Origin of the sequence: Microbacterium bovistercoris (assembly GCF_003387575.1) — a bacterium.
Classification (GTDB): domain Bacteria; phylum Actinomycetota; class Actinomycetes; order Actinomycetales; family Microbacteriaceae; genus Microbacterium; species Microbacterium bovistercoris.
This window is the reverse complement of the sequence record NZ_QUAB01000012.1, coordinates 1-19,075: the sequence shown is the minus strand read 5'-3', so window position 1 is coordinate 19,075 and position 19,075 is coordinate 1. Positions and strand designations below refer to the sequence as shown.

At 70.3% G+C, this 19,075-nt stretch carries 21 protein-coding genes and 1 tRNA gene; 14 read left to right on the top strand and 8 right to left on the bottom strand.

The genetic code is table 11. From position 1 onward, the window contains the following. Positions 1 to 35 precede the first annotated feature (35 nt). The 4 genes from DY023_RS01375 to DY023_RS01360 are packed head-to-tail and all read left to right on the top strand — an operon-like array spanning position 36 to position 4,151. Entirely contained in the window at positions 36 to 596 is a 561-nt protein-coding gene (locus tag DY023_RS01375) for an FtsB family cell division protein (protein WP_181905674.1), read from the top strand. Between the two features lie 47 nt (positions 597 to 643). Next, a complete protein-coding gene (locus DY023_RS01370) occupies positions 644 to 1,174 on the top strand; it encodes a DUF501 domain-containing protein (RefSeq protein WP_181905673.1) in 531 nt (176 codons plus the stop codon). Beyond that, the gene (locus DY023_RS01365) at positions 1,171 to 2,514 is read left to right on the top strand and encodes a S8 family serine peptidase (protein WP_425453396.1); all 1,344 of its coding nucleotides are present in this window, start codon (positions 1,171 to 1,173) and stop codon (positions 2,512 to 2,514) included. The genes DY023_RS01370 and DY023_RS01365 overlap by 4 nt, the downstream gene beginning before the upstream one ends. A 20-nt stretch (positions 2,515 to 2,534) precedes the next feature. After that, positions 2,535 to 4,151 carry an NAD(P)/FAD-dependent oxidoreductase gene (locus DY023_RS01360; RefSeq protein ID WP_245958534.1) on the top strand — a complete coding sequence of 539 codons (1,617 nt, stop codon included), beginning with the start codon at positions 2,535 to 2,537 and terminating at the stop codon, positions 4,149 to 4,151. Between the two features lie 71 nt (positions 4,152 to 4,222). Here the strand turns inward: DY023_RS01360 and DY023_RS01355 are convergent. After that, positions 4,223 to 4,295, bottom strand: a tRNA-Leu gene (locus DY023_RS01355). 88 nt (positions 4,296 to 4,383) lie between these two features. On the opposite strand from DY023_RS01355, the gene DY023_RS01350 reads away from it, so the two are divergent. The 3 genes from DY023_RS01350 (at position 4,384) to DY023_RS01340 (ending at position 7,593) form a co-directional block, all read left to right on the top strand. Next, positions 4,384 to 5,613, top strand: coding sequence for a type III PLP-dependent enzyme domain-containing protein (locus DY023_RS01350; RefSeq protein WP_116240553.1), 1,230 nt, complete (start codon positions 4,384 to 4,386; stop codon positions 5,611 to 5,613). Then, positions 5,610 to 6,923: a D-arabinono-1,4-lactone oxidase gene (locus DY023_RS01345; RefSeq protein WP_116240552.1), complete on the top strand. Its 1,314-nt coding sequence runs from the start codon at positions 5,610 to 5,612 to the stop codon at positions 6,921 to 6,923. Before DY023_RS01350 ends, DY023_RS01345 begins: the two co-directional genes overlap by 4 nt. Positions 6,924 to 7,026: 103 nt before the next feature. Continuing rightward, positions 7,027 to 7,593, top strand: coding sequence for a LemA family protein (locus DY023_RS01340; protein WP_116240551.1), 567 nt, complete (start codon positions 7,027 to 7,029; stop codon positions 7,591 to 7,593). 9 nt (positions 7,594 to 7,602) lie between these two features. On the opposite strand, the gene DY023_RS01335 is transcribed toward DY023_RS01340, so the two are convergent. After that, a complete protein-coding gene (locus DY023_RS01335; protein ID WP_116240550.1) occupies positions 7,603 to 8,853 on the bottom strand; it encodes a winged helix-turn-helix domain-containing protein in 1,251 nt (416 codons plus the stop codon). Positions 8,854 to 8,911: 58 nt separating this feature from the next. Between DY023_RS01335 and DY023_RS01330 the strand changes: the two genes are divergently transcribed. Then, positions 8,912 to 10,108, top strand: coding sequence for an AI-2E family transporter (locus tag DY023_RS01330; protein ID WP_116240549.1), 1,197 nt, complete (start codon positions 8,912 to 8,914; stop codon positions 10,106 to 10,108). Beyond that, on the top strand, positions 10,105 to 11,334 hold the full coding sequence (gene ilvA / locus DY023_RS01325) for a threonine ammonia-lyase (RefSeq protein ID WP_116240548.1): 1,230 nt from the start codon (positions 10,105 to 10,107) through the stop codon (positions 11,332 to 11,334). The genes DY023_RS01330 and ilvA overlap by 4 nt, the downstream gene beginning before the upstream one ends. A gap of 87 nt (positions 11,335 to 11,421) precedes the next feature. Here the strand turns inward: ilvA and greA are convergent, their stop codons facing one another. Both greA and DY023_RS01315 read right to left on the bottom strand, forming a co-directional pair. After that, entirely contained in the window at positions 11,422 to 11,910 is a 489-nt protein-coding gene (gene greA, locus DY023_RS01320; RefSeq protein ID WP_116240547.1) for a transcription elongation factor GreA, read from the bottom strand. A gap of 113 nt (positions 11,911 to 12,023) precedes the next feature. Beyond that, positions 12,024 to 12,410: a DUF4307 domain-containing protein gene (locus tag DY023_RS01315; protein ID WP_116240546.1), complete on the bottom strand. Its 387-nt coding sequence runs from the start codon at positions 12,408 to 12,410 to the stop codon at positions 12,024 to 12,026. 67 nt (positions 12,411 to 12,477) lie between these two features. Here DY023_RS01315 and DY023_RS01310 point away from each other — a divergent pair, with 67 nt between their 5' ends. Continuing rightward, positions 12,478 to 12,717, top strand: a complete 240-nt coding sequence (locus DY023_RS01310) for a hypothetical protein (RefSeq protein WP_116240545.1) — start codon at positions 12,478 to 12,480, stop codon at positions 12,715 to 12,717. 1 nt (position 12,718) lies between these two features. Here DY023_RS01310 and DY023_RS01305 read toward each other — a convergent pair whose 3' ends face one another. Next, positions 12,719 to 13,192 (bottom strand): S-ribosylhomocysteine lyase, encoded by a 474-nt coding sequence (locus DY023_RS01305; protein ID WP_116240544.1) that lies wholly within the window; start codon positions 13,190 to 13,192, stop codon positions 12,719 to 12,721. A gap of 39 nt (positions 13,193 to 13,231) precedes the next feature. Next, positions 13,232 to 13,966 (bottom strand): PAQR family membrane homeostasis protein TrhA, encoded by a 735-nt coding sequence (gene trhA, locus DY023_RS01300; RefSeq protein ID WP_116240543.1) that lies wholly within the window; start codon positions 13,964 to 13,966, stop codon positions 13,232 to 13,234. 78 nt (positions 13,967 to 14,044) lie between these two features. Here trhA and DY023_RS01295 point away from each other — a divergent pair, with 78 nt between their 5' ends. The 4 genes from DY023_RS01295 (at position 14,045) to DY023_RS01280 (ending at position 17,993) form a co-directional block, all read left to right on the top strand. After that, positions 14,045 to 14,827, top strand: coding sequence for an isoprenyl transferase (locus DY023_RS01295; protein WP_116240542.1), 783 nt, complete (start codon positions 14,045 to 14,047; stop codon positions 14,825 to 14,827). Positions 14,828 to 15,006: 179 nt separating this feature from the next. Continuing rightward, on the top strand, positions 15,007 to 16,122 hold the full coding sequence (locus DY023_RS01290; RefSeq protein WP_116240541.1) for an aminotransferase class V-fold PLP-dependent enzyme: 1,116 nt from the start codon (positions 15,007 to 15,009) through the stop codon (positions 16,120 to 16,122). 170 nt (positions 16,123 to 16,292) lie between these two features. Continuing rightward, positions 16,293 to 17,651: an RNA 5'-3' helicase PhoH2 gene (gene phoH2, locus DY023_RS01285; protein WP_116240540.1), complete on the top strand. Its 1,359-nt coding sequence runs from the start codon at positions 16,293 to 16,295 to the stop codon at positions 17,649 to 17,651. Between the two features lie 156 nt (positions 17,652 to 17,807). Continuing rightward, positions 17,808 to 17,993, top strand: coding sequence for a CstA-like transporter-associated (seleno)protein (locus DY023_RS01280; RefSeq protein WP_116240539.1), 186 nt, complete (start codon positions 17,808 to 17,810; stop codon positions 17,991 to 17,993). A gap of 96 nt (positions 17,994 to 18,089) precedes the next feature. On the opposite strand, the gene DY023_RS01275 is transcribed toward DY023_RS01280, so the two are convergent. Both DY023_RS01275 and DY023_RS18165 read right to left on the bottom strand, forming a co-directional pair. Continuing rightward, complete coding sequence (locus DY023_RS01275) at positions 18,090 to 18,635, bottom strand: endonuclease domain-containing protein (RefSeq protein WP_245958533.1); 546 nt, start codon at positions 18,633 to 18,635, stop codon at positions 18,090 to 18,092. An 86-nt stretch (positions 18,636 to 18,721) separates the two neighbouring features. After that, a complete protein-coding gene (locus DY023_RS18165; RefSeq protein ID WP_245958532.1) occupies positions 18,722 to 18,931 on the bottom strand; it encodes a type IV toxin-antitoxin system AbiEi family antitoxin domain-containing protein in 210 nt (69 codons plus the stop codon). Positions 18,932 to 19,075 lie beyond the last annotated feature (144 nt).

Genomic DNA, 19,075 nt, shown 5'->3' with positions numbered 1-19,075 from the left:
CTGATTCCATTCCGCTGAACGACGAAAGGGGAGCCGTGGCCAGACGACCGGCTCCCCTTTCGCCGTCTCCGAAGCCGTCCGCCGGGTCCGCTTCGAAGGCGGGCGCCGCGAAGCCGGCGGCATCCGCTCGGTCAGCGCGCGAACCGCGCGCCCGCCGCCGCGTCGACGTGGGGGAGTGGACCAGCGGCATCCGGCTGTCCGCCTTCTCCGCCATCATGCTGTCGCTCGTGGTCCTGGGCGCCTGGGTGCTCGTGCCGAGCCTCGGCACGTACCTCGACCAGAGGCAGAAGATCGCCGCCGTCGAGGCATCGGTGCAGGTCACCGAGGAGGAGATCGCCGCGCTCGAGCTGGAGCGCGAGCGCTGGAACGACCCGGCCTACATCAGCACGCAGGCGCGCGAGCGCCTGTACTACGTCAAGCCGGGCGAGGTGCCCTACCTCGTGGACAACGATCTCGACCCGGCGGCGCTGCCCAAGGAGCAGGTGCCGGTGAGCGACGAACTCGTCGAACGCAAGGCCGACTGGATGCCGCAGCTGCTGCGCAGCATCGCCGGCTCGGGCCTGGCCAAGAACGCGGTCGAGGCGCCGCTGCGCTGAGCGCGCCCCTCGGGTTTCGCCCAGCCGGCCTCCTCTACGCTGGTCGAGTGACGACTCCGCCCTTCGCCGCCCCCACGCCCGCCGAGATCGCGGTGGTGTCCGCGCAGCTGGGCCGTACGGCACGCGGCGTCGTGGGCATCGCCGCGCGATGCGTGTGCGGCAACCCGACCGTGGTCGCCACCTCGCCGCGACTGGACGACGGCTCCCCGTTCCCGACGTTCTACTACCTCACGCACCCCGCGGCCACCGCGGCGATGTCGACCCTCGAGGCCGAGCACGTCATGCCGGAACTGGCCGCGATGCTCGAGGACGAGGACGTCGCCGCGCAGTACCTGCGCGCGCACGAGGCGTTCCTCGCCGATCGCGCGCAGTTCGGCGACGTTCCCGAGATCGCGGGCGTCTCGTCCGGAGGGATGCCGACGCGCGTGAAGTGCCTGCACGCCCTGGCCGGGCACGCCCTCGCCGCGGGCCCGGGCGTGAACCCGATCGGCGATGCGGCGCTGGCGCGCTCGAGCTGGTCGCCCGAGCGCTGCGCCTGCGTCTCACCCGGGGCCGCGCACGGAGACGCCGCCGGATGAGGCCGATGAGGCTGCTGCGCGGCATCGTCGCGACCGCGACGGTGGCGGCATCCCTCGCCCTCCTCGCCGCAGCCCCGGCATCCGCCGCGACGCCGGAGCCCGCTCCCGTCGCGACCCCGGATGCCACTCCGCCGCCGGTCGCCGACGACCCGAAGGACCCCATCCGGGCGTCCGAGTACTGGCTCGACGGGGCCCGCATCCGCGAGGCCTGGCGCACGACGCGCGGCAAGGGCTCGACGATCGCGATCATCGACACCGGCATCGGACGTCCGCCCGGTGCTTTCGACGGCGCGGTCGCCGACGGCACCGACGTCTCGGGCAGCGGCACGCCGGACGGACGTACACCGCTGGGTACGAAGGACAAGAACCACGGCACCTGGGTGGCGTCCCTGGCCGGAGCCCGCGGCGCGGCCGACGGCACGGGCATGATCGGCGTCGCGCCGGAGGCGAAGCTGCTCTCGATCTCGATCGGCTTCGAGGCCGCGGCGGTCGTGCCGTTCACGGAGCAGATCGCGAAGGCGATGCGCTGGGCGGTCGACCACGGCGCAGACGTCATCAACCTGTCGCTGACGACGAACACGCTGGACTGGGACGAGAGCTGGGACGACGCGTTCCTCTACGCGTTCGAGCACGACGTCGTCGTGGTCGTCGCGGCGGGCAACCGGGGCAGCGGCACGTCGATCGTCGGCGCACCGGCAACGATCCCGGGCGTGCTCACCGTGGGCGGCGTGGACCAGCACGGCGACGCGAGTGTCGAGGCGTCGACGCAGGGCATCACGATCGGCATCTCGGCGCCCAGCGAGGGCCTGCTCGGCGTTTCGGCGGACGGCACCGTCGTCACCTGGGACGGCACCAGCGGCGCTGCGCCGATCGTGGCGGGGGTGGCGGCCCTGGTGCGCTCCGCGCATCCCGATCTGGACGCCGCGAACGTCATCAACCGCATCATCCGCACGGCCACGGCGGTTCCGGGGGTGAAGAGGGTGCCGGATCCGCTCTACGGCTACGGCCTCCTGAACGCCGCCGCGGCGGTCACAGCCGATGTGCCGAAGGTGTCGGCGAACCCGATGGGCGATCTCGAGGAGTGGATCCGGCTGTACCGTCGTGCCGAGAGCGACCCCGCGCCGGAGCCCACGGTGACGCCGATCGCCGTGCCGCCGCTGCCTGCCGCTGACGCGCCGACGAAGCCCGGTTCGCCGCTGCTTCCGAGCGCGGAATCGCTTCGGTACGGTACCCTGCCGCTTCTCGCGCTCACGGTACCTGGTATTCTGGTGGCGCTTGGCGTCACCGCAGCTGCCCGGCGCATCCGTTCGGCGCGCGATCGACGCACGCCTTCCCCATGACGACGAGGAGTTGTCCCTCTGTGCCTGAGAATCGCACTGTCCCCAAGATTCTGATCGTCGGTGGTGGTTACGCGGGCTTCTACACCGCGTGGAAGCTCGAGAAGCACCTCCGCAAGGGCGAAGCGGACGTGACCATGGTCGACCCGCTGCCGTACATGACCTATCAGCCGTTCCTGCCCGAGGTCGCGGCGGGCTCGATCGAGGCGCGTCACGCGGTGGTCGCACACCGTCGTCACCTGAAGCGCACCAACGTCATCACGGCGAAGATCACCGGCATCGACCACGCGAACAAGGTCGCCACGATCACGCCGCCGGTGGGTGACTCGTACGAGTTCGCCTACGACCAGATCGTCGTCACCGCCGGTGCCGTCTCGCGCACCTTCCCGATCCCCGGCATCGCCGACAACGCGATCGGCCTGAAGACGATCGAAGAGGCCGTCGCCGTTCGCGACAAGCTGATGTCGAACTTCGACAAGGCCGCTTCCCTGCCTGCCGGTCCCGAACGCGACCGCCTGCTGACCACGGTCGTCGTGGGTGGCGGCTTCGCGGGCATCGAGGTGTTCGCCGAGCTGCGCTCGCTGGCATCCGCCCTCATCGCGAAGTACCCGCAGCTGTCGTTCGAGGACACGCACTTCCACCTCATCGAGGCGATGGGCCGCATCATGCCCGAGGTCTCGCTGAAGACCAGCGAGTGGGTGCTGAAGGACCTCGCCAAGCGCGGTGCCAACGTGCACCTCGACACTCAGGTCACCGGCGCGGTCGACGGCAACGTCGAGCTCTCCACCGGCGAGGTCATCCCGACCGACCTGATCATCTGGACCGCCGGCGTCATGGCGAACCCGACCGTCGTGCGCGGCGGCGACCTGCCCGTCGAGGAGCGCGGTCGCATCCAGACCCGCGCCGACCTCCGCGTCGGTACGGCCGAAGAGCCCGTCGAGGGTGCCTGGGCCGCCGGTGACGTCTCGGCCGTGCCCGACCTGACCGGCGGCGGCGTCGGCGGCTACTGCGTGCCGAACGCGCAGCACGCCGTGCGCCAGGCCAAGCTGCTCGCGAAGAACCTCGTCGCTGTGCTGCGCGGCGAGGGCACGAAGGACTACTTCCACAAGAACCTCGGCGCCGTGGCCGGTCTCGGCCTCTACAACGGCGTCTTCCAGTCCGGCAAGATCGCGCTGAAGGGCTTCATCGCCTGGGTCGCGCACCGCGGCTACCACGGCCTGGCCATGCCGTCGTGGGAGCGCAAGTGGCGCGTGCTGTGGGGCTGGTGGCACAACCTGTGGCTCGGTCGCGACATCGTGAACCTCGAGACGGTGCAGAACCCGCGCTACGTCTTCGAGGAGTTCGCGGCCCGTCCGCGTCCGGCGGCGGATGCCCCGGCACCGACGCCCGCTCCGGCCAAGGCACCGGAGAAGCCGGCCGCCGAGAAGCCGGCCGCAGAGGCTCCGGCAGCGGAGAAGGCCGAGGCGAAGGCTCCTGCCGCGAAGAAGGCCCCGGCCCGCAAGCCTGCGGCCAGGAAGCCCGCCGCTCCGAAGGTGTCGGCCGAGGCAGGTGCCGCCGACGACGCCACGGTGAAGGCACCGGCCAGGAAGCCGGCGGCACGCAAGCCTGCCGTGAAGAAGGAGACTTCCGCAGCGAAGTGAACTGATCGCACGAACGCCCCGATCCGCACGGATCGGGGCGTTCGGCGTTTCCGGGATCCGTCGGCGGTCGGTGCCCCCAGTCGGATTCGAACCGACACTGAAGCGTGTTTAAGACGCCTGCCTCTGCCGTTGGGCTATGGGGGCCCGCAGCCAGCCTAGCCACGGCCGGCGAGCGTGCGACGGGGTGCCGTGCGAGGTGAATCGCGGTCCGAACTCATCGTAAGGTGGGGGAGTGCTCGACCTCATCGACGAACAGGGCCCCGGCCGCGCGACCTGGCAGGAACCCGCGCGGTTCTGGCGCGAGCTGACGGAGGCGACCGCGCACCTGCCCGCCCCCGTCGGAGTCATCGAGCGCGAAGCGCTCCGGCACAACGCTCTGGACCTTCTGGTGCGCGCGGGCGGCATCCCGATCCGCGTCGCCTCGAAGTCGGTGCGCGTGCGCGGGGTGCTGGACGCCGTCCTCCGCATCCCCGGGTTCCGCGGCATCCTCGCCTTCACGCTCGCCGAGGCGCTCTGGCTGGCAGAGACGCACGAGGACATCGTCGTCGGCTATCCCAGCGTCGACCGCGCGAGTCTGGAGCGGCTGCTGCGCGATGAGCAGCTCGCCTCACGGGTGGCGCTGATGGTCGACTCGGCCGAGCATCTCGATCTGATCGACAGCATCGCTGCACCGGGTGCGCGTGCCGAGGTCCGCGTCGTCATCGACGTGGATGCGTCGTACAAGGCCCCCGCGCTGGGGCACCTCGGCGTGCGGCGCTCGCCGCTCTTCACAGCGACGGATGTCGCGGGGTTCGCCGCCGAGGTCGTGAAGCGCCCCGGATTCCGGCTGATCGGTCTGCAGATGTACGAGGCGCAGATCGCCGGCCAGCCCGACGACGCCGGCGCGGACGCTCCGGTGATCCGGCTCGTGCAGGCGCGATCCCGAGAGGAGCTGCGGGCACGGCGCGCGGCGATCTCCTCGGCGGTGCTCGACATCGCCCCGCTGGAGTTCATCAACGGCGGCGGCACGGGCTCACTGGAGTTCACCGGCAGCGACGAGGCGGTCACCGAGGCCACCGCAGGCAGCGGCCTGCTCGCCGGACACCTGTTCGACGGGTACCGCTCCTTCCAGCCGGCGCCGGCGACCGCCTTCGCCTTCGACGTGGTGCGCAAGCCGACCCCCGACCTCGCCACCGTGCTCGGCGGCGGCTGGATCGCGTCGGGACCGCCTGTGGCATCCCGCCAGCCGGTCCCGGCGTGGCCCGCAGGGCTGCGCACCCTCCCGCGGGAAGCCGCGGGCGAAGTGCAGACGCCCCTGCAGGGGCCGGAGGCCCGCGCGCTGCACGTCGGTGACCGGGTGTGGTTCCGGCACTCGAAGAGCGGCGAGCCCGCTGAGCGCATCGCCTCGTACCACGTCGTCTCAGGCGGCGCCGTGATCGACGAGATCCCCACCTATCGAGGCGAAGGAAAGGCCTTCCTGTGACAAGACCGGGCGGAACCTGGCAGAACTGGGGGCGGTCGGCGTCGATCCGTCCTGTCCGCGTGGAGCGTCCCCGCACACCCGAGGGCGTCCAGCGCGCGGTCAAGGCCGCGGCGAAGCAGGGCCTCACGGTCAAGGCCGTCGGCGCCGGACACAGCTTCACCGGCATCGCCATGGCCCCCGGCGTTCTGCTCGAACTCGACGACATGCAGGGACTGGTCTCCGCCGACCGGCAGACCGGCCTGGTGACGCTGCTCGCGGGCACCCGGCTGCATCGTGTCCCGGGCCTCCTCGCTCCCTACGGACTCGCGATGGAGAACCTCGGCGACATCGACCGGCAGTCGATCTCGGGCGCGATCTCCACGGGCACGCACGGTACGGGGGCGCAGTTCGGCGGCATCGCCACGCAGGTGCGCGGTCTCACCCTGATCACCGCCGACGGCGAGTTCCTGCGCATCGACGGCGAACAGAACAGTGAGCTGCTGGCCGGCGCGGTCGTCGGGCTCGGCGCGCTCGGTGTGGTGGTGGAGGTGACGCTGCAGTGCGTGCCCGCGTTCGTGCTGCAGGCCGTGGACGCCCCGCAGCCGCTGGACGAGACCCTCGACACGATCCACGAGCGGGTCGCTGCATCCGACCACGTCGAGTTCTACTGGCACCCGCACACCGACGTCGCCCTCACCAAGACGCAGACCCGGCTGCCGGAGTCGGCGCGGCGCGAGTCCCTTCCCGCATTCGGGCACTGGCTGGACGAGACGGTGCTGACGAACGGGGTGTTCCGGATGTTCTGCGCGACCAGCCGGATCCTGCCGGGCATCATCCCGCCGTTCAACCGTCTCGCGGTCCAGCTCACCGGCGACGCGACCTACTCCGATCAGTCGCACAGGGTGCTCATCCACAAGCGCAACGTGCGATTCCGCGAGATGGAGTACGCGATTCCGGTGGAGCACGTCGTGCCCGCCTTCCGCGAGGTGCAGCAGCTCATCGCGGATCGGGGCTGGAAGATCGAGTTCCCGGTCGAGGTGCGCTTCGCCAAGGCCGATGATCTCTGGCTCTCCACGGCGTCCGGGCGCGACAGCGCCTACATCGCCGTGCACCGCTACTGGCGCGCCGATCCGCGCGAGTACTTCGACGCCGTCGAGCAGATCATGGCCGGCTACGGCGGACGCCCGCACTGGGGCAAGCTGCACTCGCTGACCGCGGATCAGCTGCGCGAGCGGTACCCGCGCTTCGACGACTTCGTCGCCCTGCGCGACCGCCTCGATCCGGCCCGGATGTTCGGCAACAGGCATCTGGAGCGCATCCTCGGCGCCTGAACGGCTTCTCGAACAGCGGATGCCGCGCCGCTGCGCGGCATCCAGCGGTCGCGCAGTCGGTCGCGCTTAGGATTGACAGCACACGTGTGGAAAGGTCTGTCCCATGGAATGGCTCGTACCGGTACTGATCGTCGTCGGAGTGCTCGTGCTCGTCGGCATCTATCTGTGGTCGACCTACAACTCTCTCGTACAGGCGAACGTCCGTGTCGATGAGGCATGGAGCGACATCACCGTGCAGCTCAAGCGGCGGGCCGACCTGATCCCGAACCTCATCGAGACGGTGAAGGGCTACGCCGCGCACGAGAAGGCGGTGTTCGAGAGCGTCACGCGCGCCAGGGCCGAGACGCTGTCGGCGACGGCGCCCGGGGCAGCCGGAATCGCCGAGGGGCACATGCAGCAGGCGCTGCGCGGTCTGTTCGCGGTCGCAGAGGCGTACCCGCAGCTGCAGGCCAGCCAGAACTACCTGCAGCTGCAGTCCTCACTGGTCGACACCGAGGACAAGATCCAGGCGTCGCGCCGCTTCTACAACGGCGGAGTGCGCGAGCTGAACACCAAGATCAAGGTGTTCCCGAACAACCTCTTCGTGCGCGGTCTCGGTTTCACCGAGCGCGAGTTCTTCGAGGTCACCGACGGCAGCGCGATCTCCGAGCCGCCGCGCGTGCAGTTCTGACCCCAGCCGCTACTCCCGCGGATGCCGGTGGCGCTCCACGTCCACCACGCCGCCGTGCAGCGCCTGCGCGATCGGCTCGGCGGCATCGCCCCACCCCGACACGCTGATGCGCTCCAGCCCTTGCCAGGAGGCCGCACGGAGCAGCTCACCGGCGATCTGAACGGCGTCGGACGCCCGTGACTGCGGCTCCCACCACGCGGACTGCACGAGAAGGGCCGACGCCGCACGATCGGCTTTGAGGTCGACGCGGGCCACGATCCGGTCGCCCACCAGCACCGGCAGCGAGTAATACCCGTAGCGGCGCTTCTCGGCGGGCACGTAGATCTCGATCCGGTAGTCCAGGTCGAACACCCGCAGAGCGCGGTCCCGGAACCAGACAACGGGATCGAACGGAGTCAGCAGTGCGGCGCCGTCGATACGGCGGGGGAGGGCCGCTGCGGTGTGCATCCACGCCGGGACCTGCTTGCCGCCGCGTTCCCACCCGCGCACGACGACGGGGGCGAGCTCGCCGGCATCGGTGAGGTCTTCGATCGCGCGACGCACGGCGGCCCGGTCACGGATGCGGTGGTAGTCGGCGATGTCGGCCTCCGCAGCCACGCCGTAGGCGCGTGCGGCTCGCAGGACGAGCTCACGGATCGCGGCATCCCTCGTGACCTCGCGCGCCAGCGCTTCTGCGGGGATGACGTGCTCGGCGAGCGCGTAACTGCGCTCGAATCCGCGCCGCCCCGCCACGGCGACGTCGCCGAGGCGCCACAGGTGCTCGAGCGCCATCTTGACCTCGTCCCAGTCCCACCAGCCGCCGCGCTCGCGCGGCGCGTCGTCGCGCAGATCCGCGGGGCGCAGCGGACCGCGCTCGCGCAGCTCGTCGAGCACCCAGGCGAGGGTGCGTCCGTTCGCGTTCAGCCAGGAGCCCGCGTCGCCCTCCCACTTGCGGCGGAAGTCGTCCATCCGGAACCGCCACAGTGCCCAGTCCCCGGCGGGGACGAACGCGGCCTCGTGCGCGAGGTACTCGACGTAGCGACTCGAGGATGAGAAGAAGGCCCGGTCGAACTGCGCGCCGTCGTACTCGCCGAGGCGGGCGAAGACCGGCAGGTAGTGCGACCGGGCGAAGACGTTCACCGAGTCGATCTGCAGCACGCCCATGCGCTCCATCGCGCGGTGCAGGTGCCTGGACGACACCGTGCCGGGCCGGCGCCGGGAGAATCCCTGGGCGCCGAGAGTCATGCGGCGCGCTTCCGCGGCGCTCAGGGTGGCGGTCATGCGGCCAGCGTATCGGCGGCATCCGACACCGGAATCCCGTGCCCCGTAAACTGAGGCGATGAGCGACGAGCGCAGGCCGCGATTCCGCAATCCGTTCCGTGCCGAGCCGCCCTCGACGGAGCGCACCGTCTCCACGCCGGCCGATGAGTACGTGCCGATGCCGCTGCGGGTGACGGCCGGCTATGCGTGGCGCATCCTCGTCATCGTCGCGGTCATCGCCGTGTTCATCTTCCTGGTCATGGAGCTCAAGCTCCTCGTCGTGCCGCTCATGGTGGGCATCCTGGTCACGGCGCTGCTGTGGCCGGCGTTCGACTGGATGCTGCGGCACCGCTGGCCCCGCTGGCTGGCCGTCACGACCTCCCTGATCGGCGTGGCCGCGATCGTCGGCGGACTGATGACGCTGGTGGTCTGGCAGATCCGGCAGCAGCTGCCGGATGTGCAGGCCAAGACCGCGGCTGCGATCGAGGAGTTCAAGCAGTTCCTGCTCGACGGTCCGCTGAACCTGTCCGAGAAGCAGATCCAGGACCTGATCGACCGCGGCCTCGAGCTCATCAACGATCAGGCATCGCTGCTGTGGTCGGGAGCCTGGGGCGTCGCGACCACCACCGCGCATGTGCTGACCGGTGCGGTGCTCGCGCTCTTCATCCTGATCTGCCTGCTGGCCGACGGCGCCGGGATCTGGCGCTGGACGGTCAAGCTCTTCCCGAAGGCCGCTCGGCCCGCCGCCGACGCCTCGGCCAGGGCCGGCTGGGCGACCGTCATCAACTACGCCCGCACCCAGCTGCTCGTCGCCGCGATCGACGCGACCGGCATCGGCATCGGCGCGGCGCTGCTGGGCGTGCCGATGGCGCTCCCGGTCGCCGTGCTGGTCTTCCTCGGCTCGTTCGTGCCGATCGTCGGAGCCGTGGTCACCGGTGCGATCGCCGTGTTCCTGGCGCTCGTCTACAACGGCCTGTGGATCGCGATCGTCATGCTCGCCGTCGTGCTCGGCGTGCAGCAGTTCGAGGGTCACATCCTGCAGCCGCTGCTGATGGGATCCGCCGTGAAGGTGCACCCGCTCGCGGTGGTGCTGGTCGTCGCGGGCGGCGCCATGATCGCCGGCATCCCGGGTGCCCTCTTCGCCGTGCCGCTCGCCGCGTTCGTCAACGTCGTCGCGGTCACTCTCGGCTCGGGGTCGTGGAAGACTGGGAAGACACCCGACGCAGACCTTATCTGGAGTACAGTGCCGCGCGAGCGGCGACGGAGGAATCGATGAGCGCAGTCCCCACGCCGGCGGAGTTCGAAGAAGCGGCTCGAAGCCTGGCGGGGGTGATCTCGCACACGCCCACGGAGCTGTCCCGCGCCCTCAGCGACATCGTCGGGGCACCCGTGCTGCTCAAGCTCGAGAACCTGCAGCGCACGGGCTCGTTCAAGATCCGCGGTGCGAGCTACCGGCTCGCGCAGCTCACCGCCGAGGAGCGCGCCCGCGGCGTCGTCGCGGCGTCCGCCGGAAACCACGCTCAGGGCGTGGCGCTCGCGGCACAGTCGCTCGGTATCCCCGCGACGATCTTCATGCCCCTGGGCGTGCCGGTTCCGAAGCTGCTCGCCACACGCGGCTACGGCGCCGAGGTCGTGCTCGAGGGCGAGACCGTCGCCACCTCGCTGCGGCTGGCGGCCGAGTTCGCCGAGCGCACCGGTGCCGTGCTCATCCCGCCGTTCGACCACAGAGACGTCGTGATCGGTCAGGGCACGCTGGGCCTGGAGATCTTCGAGGACGTGCCGGACGTCGACACGGTCATCCTCGGCATCGGCGGCGGCGGGCTCATCGCCGGCGTCGCCGCCGCCGTCAAGCAGGCCGCTGCCGCCGCCGGCCGCACCGTGCGTGTCATCGGCGTGCAGGCCGAGAACGCGGCCGCCATGCCGCCGTCGCTCGAAGCGGGGCATCCGGTCGAGATCACCACCCATCCGACGATCGCCGACGGCATCCTGGTGGCGAAGCCGGGGGAGATCCCGTTCCAGATCATCCGCGAACTGGTCGACGAGGTCGTCACCGTCACCGAGGACGACATCGCCCGTGCGCTCCTGGTGCTGCTCGAGCACGCGAAGGTCGTCGTCGAGCCGGCCGGCGCCGTGGGCGTCGCCGCGATCCTCGCCGGCAAGGTGCGCGGCACGGGCAAGACCGTCTCGGTGCTCTCCGGCGGCAACATCGACCCGATGCTGCTGCAGCGGGTGGTCTCGCACGGCCTGGCGGCATCCGGGCGGTACGCCACCGTCCGCATCCCGCTGCCCGACCGACCGGGTCAGCTCGCCCGGGTCTCCGAGATCCTCGCGCAGGTCGGCGCCAACGTCATGGAGGTGCTGCACACCCGGCACGGCCAGGGCCTGCAGATCGACGAGATGATCCTGCAGCTCTCGATCGAGACCCGGGGCCCCGAGCACACCCAGCTCACCCTCGATTCCCTGCGCGCGGCCGGTTACGAACCGCAGGTGATGCCGGACTGACCCGCAGCCCCATCCGTACGGGGCCGACAGACGCGAACGGCGGGATGCGCCTCGAAGGAGCATCCCGCCGTCCGCGTGTTCCGGACCTCAGCCGGTGAAGGTCTCCACACCGGTGACCTCGACCGAGATCGCGCGGCCGTTGGGCGCCTCGTAGCTGGTCTTGTCGCCGACCTTGAGTCCGATGATGGCCTTGCCGAGCGGGCTGGCCTCGCTGTAGACATCGAGGTCGGTGCCGCCGGCGATCTCGCGGCTGCCGAGCAGGAAGGTCTCCTCGCCGCCCGCCACGACGGCGGTGACGACGGTTCCGGGCTCGACGATGCCGCGGCTCGCGGGTGCCTCGCCGACCTTGGCGGTCTTCAGCAGCTGCTCGAGCGTGCGGATGCGGGCCTCCTGCTTGCCCTGCTCGTCCTTGGCGGCGTGGTAGCCGCCGTTCTCCTTGAGGTCGCCCTCTTCGCGTGCCGCTTCGATGCGCTTCGCGATCTCGTCACGGCCGGTGGTGGAGAGGTGCTCGAGCTCGGCGACGAGCCGGTCGTAGGCCTCCTGGGTCAGGAACGGCACCTGGGTGTCTGCGGACACAGCGTGCTCCTTCGTTCGGGCCCCTTGCGGGGGCATGGTGCGGCCCGATGGGGCCGGGGGATATGCCAAGACGCCCCGGCACGGGCCGGGGCGTCGGTTGTCTGGCACCGAGTCTAGGCGACCCTGCAGGAGTTCACCAAACCGGTCGTGGCCTGCGCGACGGTGGGGACGACGGTCGTGATCGCCTCCGAGTGCTTCTCGATCGCCGGGATCTCGACGACCTTCCAGCCCACGATTCCGAACTCCTCGTCGAGAGCCTCGACCACGCAGATCACGTCCTGACCGCGCGGCGGGGTGATCTGGTAGTGCACCGTGACGGTGTGCTCGTCGGTGAGCTCGAAGCCCAGATCGTCGGCCCCGACCGTGTTCATCTCGTTCGCCACGATCATCCAGCCGAACGCGCCGACCAGCAGCACGGCGACGGCTCCGGCGATGATCCACGGCAGCCGGCGCTTCCGGGTTCGGCCGTAGCGCTCGTCGAGTTCCTGGGCGGTGGTCACGGCTCTCCTGCGGCGTCGTTAGGCTGGTACCTACAGGCTATTCGACCTGCCTATGAAAGGCGCACACATGCTCCCGTTCGCGGATCAGACCCCGATGCCGACGCCCACGTCGACGGTCGACCCCAACCTGGTGACCCCGGGTTTCGTGGGCTTCGCGATCGTGGTGGTGCTGGTGGTGGCCGTGATCCTGCTGATCTGGGACATGAACCGCCGCATCCGCCGCGTCCGCTACCGCGAAGAGGTCCGTGAGGAGCTCGATGCCGAAGAGGCCGCGCTCCGCGAGAAGGACGACGAGAAGGACGCCTGACTCAGACCCCGACGCGCTCGAACGCGTCCAGGCTGATTCCCGCATCCAGGATGGCCTTCGACCACTCCCTGGCGCTGTGCAGGCTGTGGTCGCGGTAGTTCCCGCACTCCACGGCCGAGACCCCGGGCACGTCGGCCCACTCCGCCTGCTCGGCGATGAACCGCAGGCTCTCCCGGATGCCGGCGACGACGTCCACGACCGCCGGCTCGCCCCAGACGATCAGATGGAACCCGGTGCGGCATCCGAACGGTGAGATGTCGATCACTCCGTCGAGGTGGTCGCGGAGCTGCGCGGCGATCAGGTGCTCGATCGTGTGCAGGCCGGCGGTGGGGATCTCGCCCTCGTTCGGCTGCACGAAGCGCACGTCGAAGTTCGAGATCGCGTCGCCGCGCGGACCGCGCTCGACCGAGATCAGCCGTACGTAGGGCGCCTTGACGGCGGTGTGGTCCAGCGTGAAGCTCTCGACTTCGGCCATGGGTGTGCTCCTTCGGCTCGGGCTTCCGATCGTACCGAGTCAGGCGGGCAGGCCGAGCGACGGAGAGTACGGCTGCAGCGAGATGAGCAGGCAGGCCGTCCAGTGGCACAGGAACGCCAGCACGGTGCAGACATGGAAGATCTCGTGGAACCCGAAGTGGCCGGGCCACGGGTTCGGCTTCTTCATGGCGTAGACGACGGCGCCCGCCGTGTACAGCAGGCCCCCGACGCAGACCAGCACCATCATCGCGACATTCGCCTGCACCAGGTCGACCATGTACATCACCGCGGCCCAGCCCAGCAGCAGGTACAGCGCGACGTACAGCCAGCGCGGCGCGTTGATCCAGAACACCCGGAACAGGATGCCGAGGATCGCGCCGCCCCAGACGAGGAAGAGCAGCAGGGTGCCCTTCTGCGGCGGGAGCGCCAGTACGGCGAGCGGGGTGTAGGTGCCGGCGATCAGCAGCAGGATGTTGGCGTGGTCGATGCGCTTGAGCACCATCTTGGTCTTCGGGCCCCAGTTGAACCGGTGGTACAGCGCGGAGTTGCCGAACAGCAGCATCGACGTCGCCATGAACACCGCGGCGGCCCACTTCGCGGGTGCGCCCTGGGCGAGCACGATCAGCACGATCCCGGCCGCGATCGTGATGGGGAACGTCGCGGCGTGGATCCAGCCGCGCCAGGTCGGCTTGATCTCGACGGCGGCGTCCTGTTCGGCCTCGGCCAGCAGAGGAAGCTGCGGGACGTCGCCGTGCTCAGAGGATCGGGTGCTCACGTGCTCACTCTAGGCTCCGCCGTATGCCGTGCGCGGTACATGATCGGAGCTCACAGCCGACGGCGGTAGCGTTGAGCCGTGAACGCACGCACGAGTGATGGTCGGGGACCCCTCTACCGGCTGTACGGCAACCGGCTGCGCAGGCAGCTGGATGCGGCATCCGTTCCGCACCACGTCGCCATGATGATCGACGGCAACCGACGGTGGGCCCGGCAGCTGGGCTACGGCTCCGTCGCCCACGGGCATCGTGCCGGCGCCGCGAAGATGCGCGAGTTCCTCGGCTGGTGCGACGAGCTCGGCATCAAGGTCGTCTCGCTCTACCTGCTCTCCAGCGACAACCTGATCAAGCGCGACTCCCAGGAGATCGACGACCTCATCGAGATCATCGCCGAGTTGGCGGACTCGCTCTCGCGCGAGAAGGACTGGCGGGTGCAGCACGTCGGCCGCGCCGACATCCTGCCCCCGGAACTGGCGCGCGTGCTCGCCGAGGCGCAGGAGCGCACCAAGGACAACAAGGGTCTGCACGTCAACCTCGCCGTCGGCTACGGCGGGCGCAACGAGATCGTCGACGCGGTGCGCAGCATCATCTCCCAGCACGAGGCATCCGGCGGCACCCTCGAGGACCTCGCCGAGCAGCTCACGCCCGAGATGATCGGCGAGCACCTGTACACCGGCGGCCAGCCGGACCCGGATCTCGTGATCCGCACCAGCGGTGAGCAGCGGCTCAGCGACTTCCTGCTCTGGCAGAGTGCGCACAGCGAGTTCTACTTCGTCGAGGCGCTCGGCCCCGACCTGCGCCGCGTCGACTTCCTGCGGGCGATCCGCGACTTCGCGGATCGGGATCGTCGCTTCGGGCGCTGACCTCCGCGCGCGTCGGGCGCCCTTCGTCTCGCTGCGCTCGCTCAGGACCCGGAGGCATGCCCGACGCGGTCCGCGATCCTCTCGGACCCTGAGCGAGGAGCGCAGCGACGGCTCCCGGACCCTGAGCGAGGAGCGCAGCGACGAGACGAAGGGCGTGCGTCGGGTGCCAGACTGAGACGATGAGCGCTTTCGACGAGTACGTGGCATCCTTCGACGGCGAACCCGGATACCTGAACTGGGCGGCGTTCGGACCGATCTCCCCGGTGGTGCGGGCCGAGAGCGTGTGGGCGCTGGATCAGCTCGCGCAGGCGGATCCCGCCGCGCACGCGCCGGTGTTCGCGCGCGCCGCGCGCGCCGCGGAGATCATCGCGGATCTGCTCGGTGCGGCATCCGACGAGGTCGTGCTGCAGGAGTCCTCCACGCACGGACTCGCCCAGGCGCTGTACGGCATGTCCGGCACGGTGATCGCATCGACGGCGGAGTTCCCCAGCGTGAGCCTCACCGCCGAGCGTGCGGTGCAGGCCTCGCACGGCGCGCTGACCCCGCGCTGGATCACCCCTCCCGGCGGGCTCGTCACGACGGATGCCGTCGCCGAGGCGCTCAGCGACGACGTGACCGCCGTCGCCGTGAGTCATGTGGACTTCCGCACCGGATACCGCGCCGACCTCGCCGCGCTGCGGGAGCTGATCGGACCCGACCGGCTGCTGATCGTCGACGCCGTGCAGTCCTTCGGCGTCGTCGACGTCGACTGGTCGGTCGCGGACGTCATCGCAGGGCATGGTTACAAGTGGCTGCGCGCCGGCCGGGGCACCGGCTTCGCGCGCTACTCGGAGCGGGCGCGTGCCCGCATCCGTCCGGTGCTCAGCGGCATCGCGGGCACGACCTCGAACGGTCTCTTCGTCGACGAGCTGCCCGCCCCCGCGGCATCCGCGCGTGCGTTCACGGTGAGCCAGCCCGACCACCTCGCCGCCGTGCGCCTCGCGGCCGGCGCGGAGGAGACCCGCGACGCGGGAGTCCCCGCGATCGAGACGCGCATCGCGGAGCACACAGACCGGATCATCTCCCTCGCCGACGAGCACGGGATCCCCGTCGCGTCGCCGCGCGAGCGCGGGCGGCGCGCCGGAATCGTGTCGCTGGCCCCGGACGACGCCGACGGCCTGTCGAAGGCGCTGACGGATGCCGGGGTCGCGGCGACCGCACGCGGGGGCGCGGTGCGGGTCGCCGCGCACGCGGGCACCGACGCGGCGACGATAGAGCTGTTCGGCGAGGCGATCGCCGCGTTCGCCTCCCGTTAAGCTCCGCGTCGCGATCCGATCGCGTGTCGTGCACCGGAGCGACACGGCGCGAGACGTACGGTACTGCCATCGGGCACCTCGTCCGATCGGGTCGGCCACAAGGTCAGCGACTCGTGGCCCCTGGTCGACTCGCAGCAGAGCCGGGTTCAGCCCGGAACGGGGGATCGATCGTGACCACACGTACCGCGCCGCAGCAGTCCACCCGCCGGGCCACAGCCCGCACGCAGGACGAGCACACCGCCCTCCGCACCTACGTGCTCGACACTTCGGTGCTGCTCAGCGACCCGCAGGCGCTGTTCCGCTTCGCGGAGCACTCGATCGTTCTGCCGGTCGTCGTCATCACCGAGCTCGAGGCCAAGAGGCACGATCCGGAGCTGGGCTACTTCGCCCGCCGCGCCCTGCGACACCTCGACGAGCTGCGCGTCGAGCACGGCCGCCTGGACTTCCCCGTGGAGGTCGGCGACGGCGGCACACTGCGGGTCGAGCTCGGCCACGCCGACCTCTCGGTGCTGCCCGCCGGCATCCGGCTCACCGACAACGACAGCCGGATCCTCGCCATCGCCGCACAGCTCGCGCAGGACGGCCAGGACGTCACGATCGTGTCGAAGGATCTTCCGATGCGGGTGAAGGCGGCGTCGCTCGGACTGAGCGCCGAGGAGTACCTCGCCGAGCAGGCCGTCGACTCCGGGTGGACCGGTATCGCGAACGTCGACCTCTCCGGAGACGAGATGAGCGACCTCTACGAGAGCGAGATCGGTCTCAGCGAGGACGTCCGCGGAGTTCCGGTGAACACCGGGCTGATCATCCACTCCGAGCGCGGATCGGCGCTCGGGCGCGTGACCGGCGACGGCGAGTACCGGCTGGTGCGCGGCGACCGCGAGATCTTCGGGATGCACGGCCGCTCCGCCGAGCAGCGCATCGCGATCGACCTGCTGCTCGACCCCGAGGTCGGCATCGTCTCGCTCGGCGGTCGAGCCGGCACCGGCAAGTCCGCGCTCGCCCTGTGCGCGGGCCTCGAAGCGGTGCTGGAGCGGCAGCAGCAGAAGAAGATCATCGTCTTCCGGCCGCTGTTCGCGGTCGGCGGGCAGGAGCTCGGCTACCTCCCGGGCGATCGCGAGGAGAAGATGAACCCCTGGGGCCAGGCGGTCTTCGACACCCTCGGCTCCGTCGTCTCGGGCAACGTCATCGACGAGGTGATCGAGCGGGGGATGCTCGAGGTGCTGCCTCTCACGCACATCCGCGGGCGCTCGCTGCACGACGCCTTCGTGATCGTCGACGAGGCGCAGTCGCTGGAGCGCAACGTGCTGCTGACCGTGCTCAGCCGGATGGGGCAGAACTCCCGTGTCGTGCTGACGCATGATGTCGGCCAGCGCGACAACCTGCGGGTCGGCCGGCACGACGGCATCGCCTCGGTGATCGAGACGCTGAAGGGGCACGAACTGTTCGGACACGTGACGCTGACCCGCTCGGAACGATCGGCGATCGCGGCGCTCGTGACCGACCTGCTCGAGGGCGGAGAGCTCAGCTGACCTTTCGCTCGACCGAGGTCATCGACGACGAGGAGCCTGCGGTGCCGTCGAAGCGCTAGGCGCCGGCCGGCCTGTTCGCCTCGCGGGAGGAGAAGGCGCTCGAGAAGGAGTGGGACGAGCTGCCCGCCGACCTGAAGCCCGTCCAGGGGCACTGACATGCTGCGTCGCGCGTGGCGGAGACTGGCCTGGTACGTCAACGGACTGACCGAGCGGTCGAAGTGCACCTGCTACCTGGAGCATGAGCGATCGGTGCATCCGGATCGCGAGCCGATGTCCGAGCGCGAGTTCCGGCGCACGCACTACGCCGATCAGGACGCGAATCCGGGCGCCCGCCGCTGCTGAGCCGGGCGCTGTCGAATACACTCCGAGGCCGACACGCCAGATGTCGGACGGATCGTGGGAATCGGTCCGACATCTGGCGTGTCGGCCCCCGATCTGTCACGTGGGGATGCGCGCGAGCGCCGCGAGGACCGCCGGCTGCACGGTCTCCCAGCGGTGAATGACCTGGGAGTAGTCGAACCGAAGGCTTTCGTAGCCGCGAGCGGATGCCGCGGCATCACGCGTCAGGTCCTTGTGGCGCTTCGTCGGGCCGTCGTGGTTCTCCTTGCCGTCGACCTCGATGATGAGGCGTCCGCCGATGACGAAGTCGACCTTGCCGACGCCGTCGATGACGACCTGGCATTCCAGGCTGATGCCGAGGAGGTGCAGCCTGAGACGGAGCAGCGACTCCAACCCGCTGTCCGCATCGGTGCGCGCGAAGTCCACGAGCCAGCGGGCGTAGGCGGGAGGGGCGGTGCGGATGCGTCGTCGTTCGGCTGCGCCGACGAGTCGCAGCCGCATCGCGGACTCCAGCGACGCGAAGAATGACTCATCGCCCTCGCATCGATGCAGATGCAGCAGGGCGGTGACGACATCGACGACGCCGAAAGCGGATGCGCCCCGGAAGTAATGAGTGACGCACTGGCATCCGGTGTGGGGGTGCACGCGGCCCCGGTGCCCGACCCAGACATGGGCCGGGCCGTCCCCGGACACCACCCAGACGCCCTGCCGTCGCAGCGCCGACGCGCAGGTCAGCGACCCCCGTGGCGGGCGGCGTCGCGTTCGGCGCGTGGAGCGGTCGCCGTGGCGTACACACCGGCACGCAGCCGCTCTATGCGCCCCTGGCGTACGGCCTGGCTCAGGCGCATCCGGCTGACGCCGAACTCCTGCAGTCGCGTTCCCTGTGCGACGCCGCCGAGCCGTGTGATGAGTGTCTGCGGATCCAGCATGTCGCCCAGCATCCGGCATCCGATGCCCGCCGCAGACCGCCGAACCCGCGAACAGTGGACAACCCGCCCGACCGGGTCCCTGGGGAGGAATACAGAACGGGGGCCGACACGCCAGATGTCGGACGGATCTTGGTGATCTGTCCGACATCTGGCGTG

What these genes read in the sequence shown, in the direction of transcription:
- DY023_RS01365 (WP_425453396.1), top strand. Translation starts at nt 1,171, where the DNA reads ATGAGGCCGATGAGGCTGCTGCGCGGCATCGTCGCGACCGCGACGGTG.
- DY023_RS01340 (WP_116240551.1), top strand. Translation starts at nt 7,027, where the DNA reads ATGGAATGGCTCGTACCGGTACTGATCGTCGTCGGAGTGCTCGTGCTC.
- DY023_RS01335 (WP_116240550.1), bottom strand. Translation starts at nt 8,853, where the DNA reads ATGACCGCCACCCTGAGCGCCGCGGAAGCGCGCCGCATGACTCTCGGC.
- DY023_RS01330 (WP_116240549.1), top strand. Translation starts at nt 8,912, where the DNA reads ATGAGCGACGAGCGCAGGCCGCGATTCCGCAATCCGTTCCGTGCCGAG.
- ilvA (WP_116240548.1), top strand. Translation starts at nt 10,105, where the DNA reads ATGAGCGCAGTCCCCACGCCGGCGGAGTTCGAAGAAGCGGCTCGAAGC.
- DY023_RS01310 (WP_116240545.1), top strand. Translation starts at nt 12,478, where the DNA reads ATGCTCCCGTTCGCGGATCAGACCCCGATGCCGACGCCCACGTCGACG.
- DY023_RS01305 (WP_116240544.1), bottom strand. Translation starts at nt 13,192, where the DNA reads ATGGCCGAAGTCGAGAGCTTCACGCTGGACCACACCGCCGTCAAGGCG.
- DY023_RS01290 (WP_116240541.1), top strand. Translation starts at nt 15,007, where the DNA reads ATGAGCGCTTTCGACGAGTACGTGGCATCCTTCGACGGCGAACCCGGA.
- DY023_RS01280 (WP_116240539.1), top strand. Translation starts at nt 17,808, where the DNA reads ATGCTGCGTCGCGCGTGGCGGAGACTGGCCTGGTACGTCAACGGACTG.
- DY023_RS18165 (WP_245958532.1), bottom strand. Translation starts at nt 18,931, where the DNA reads ATGCTGGGCGACATGCTGGATCCGCAGACACTCATCACACGGCTCGGC.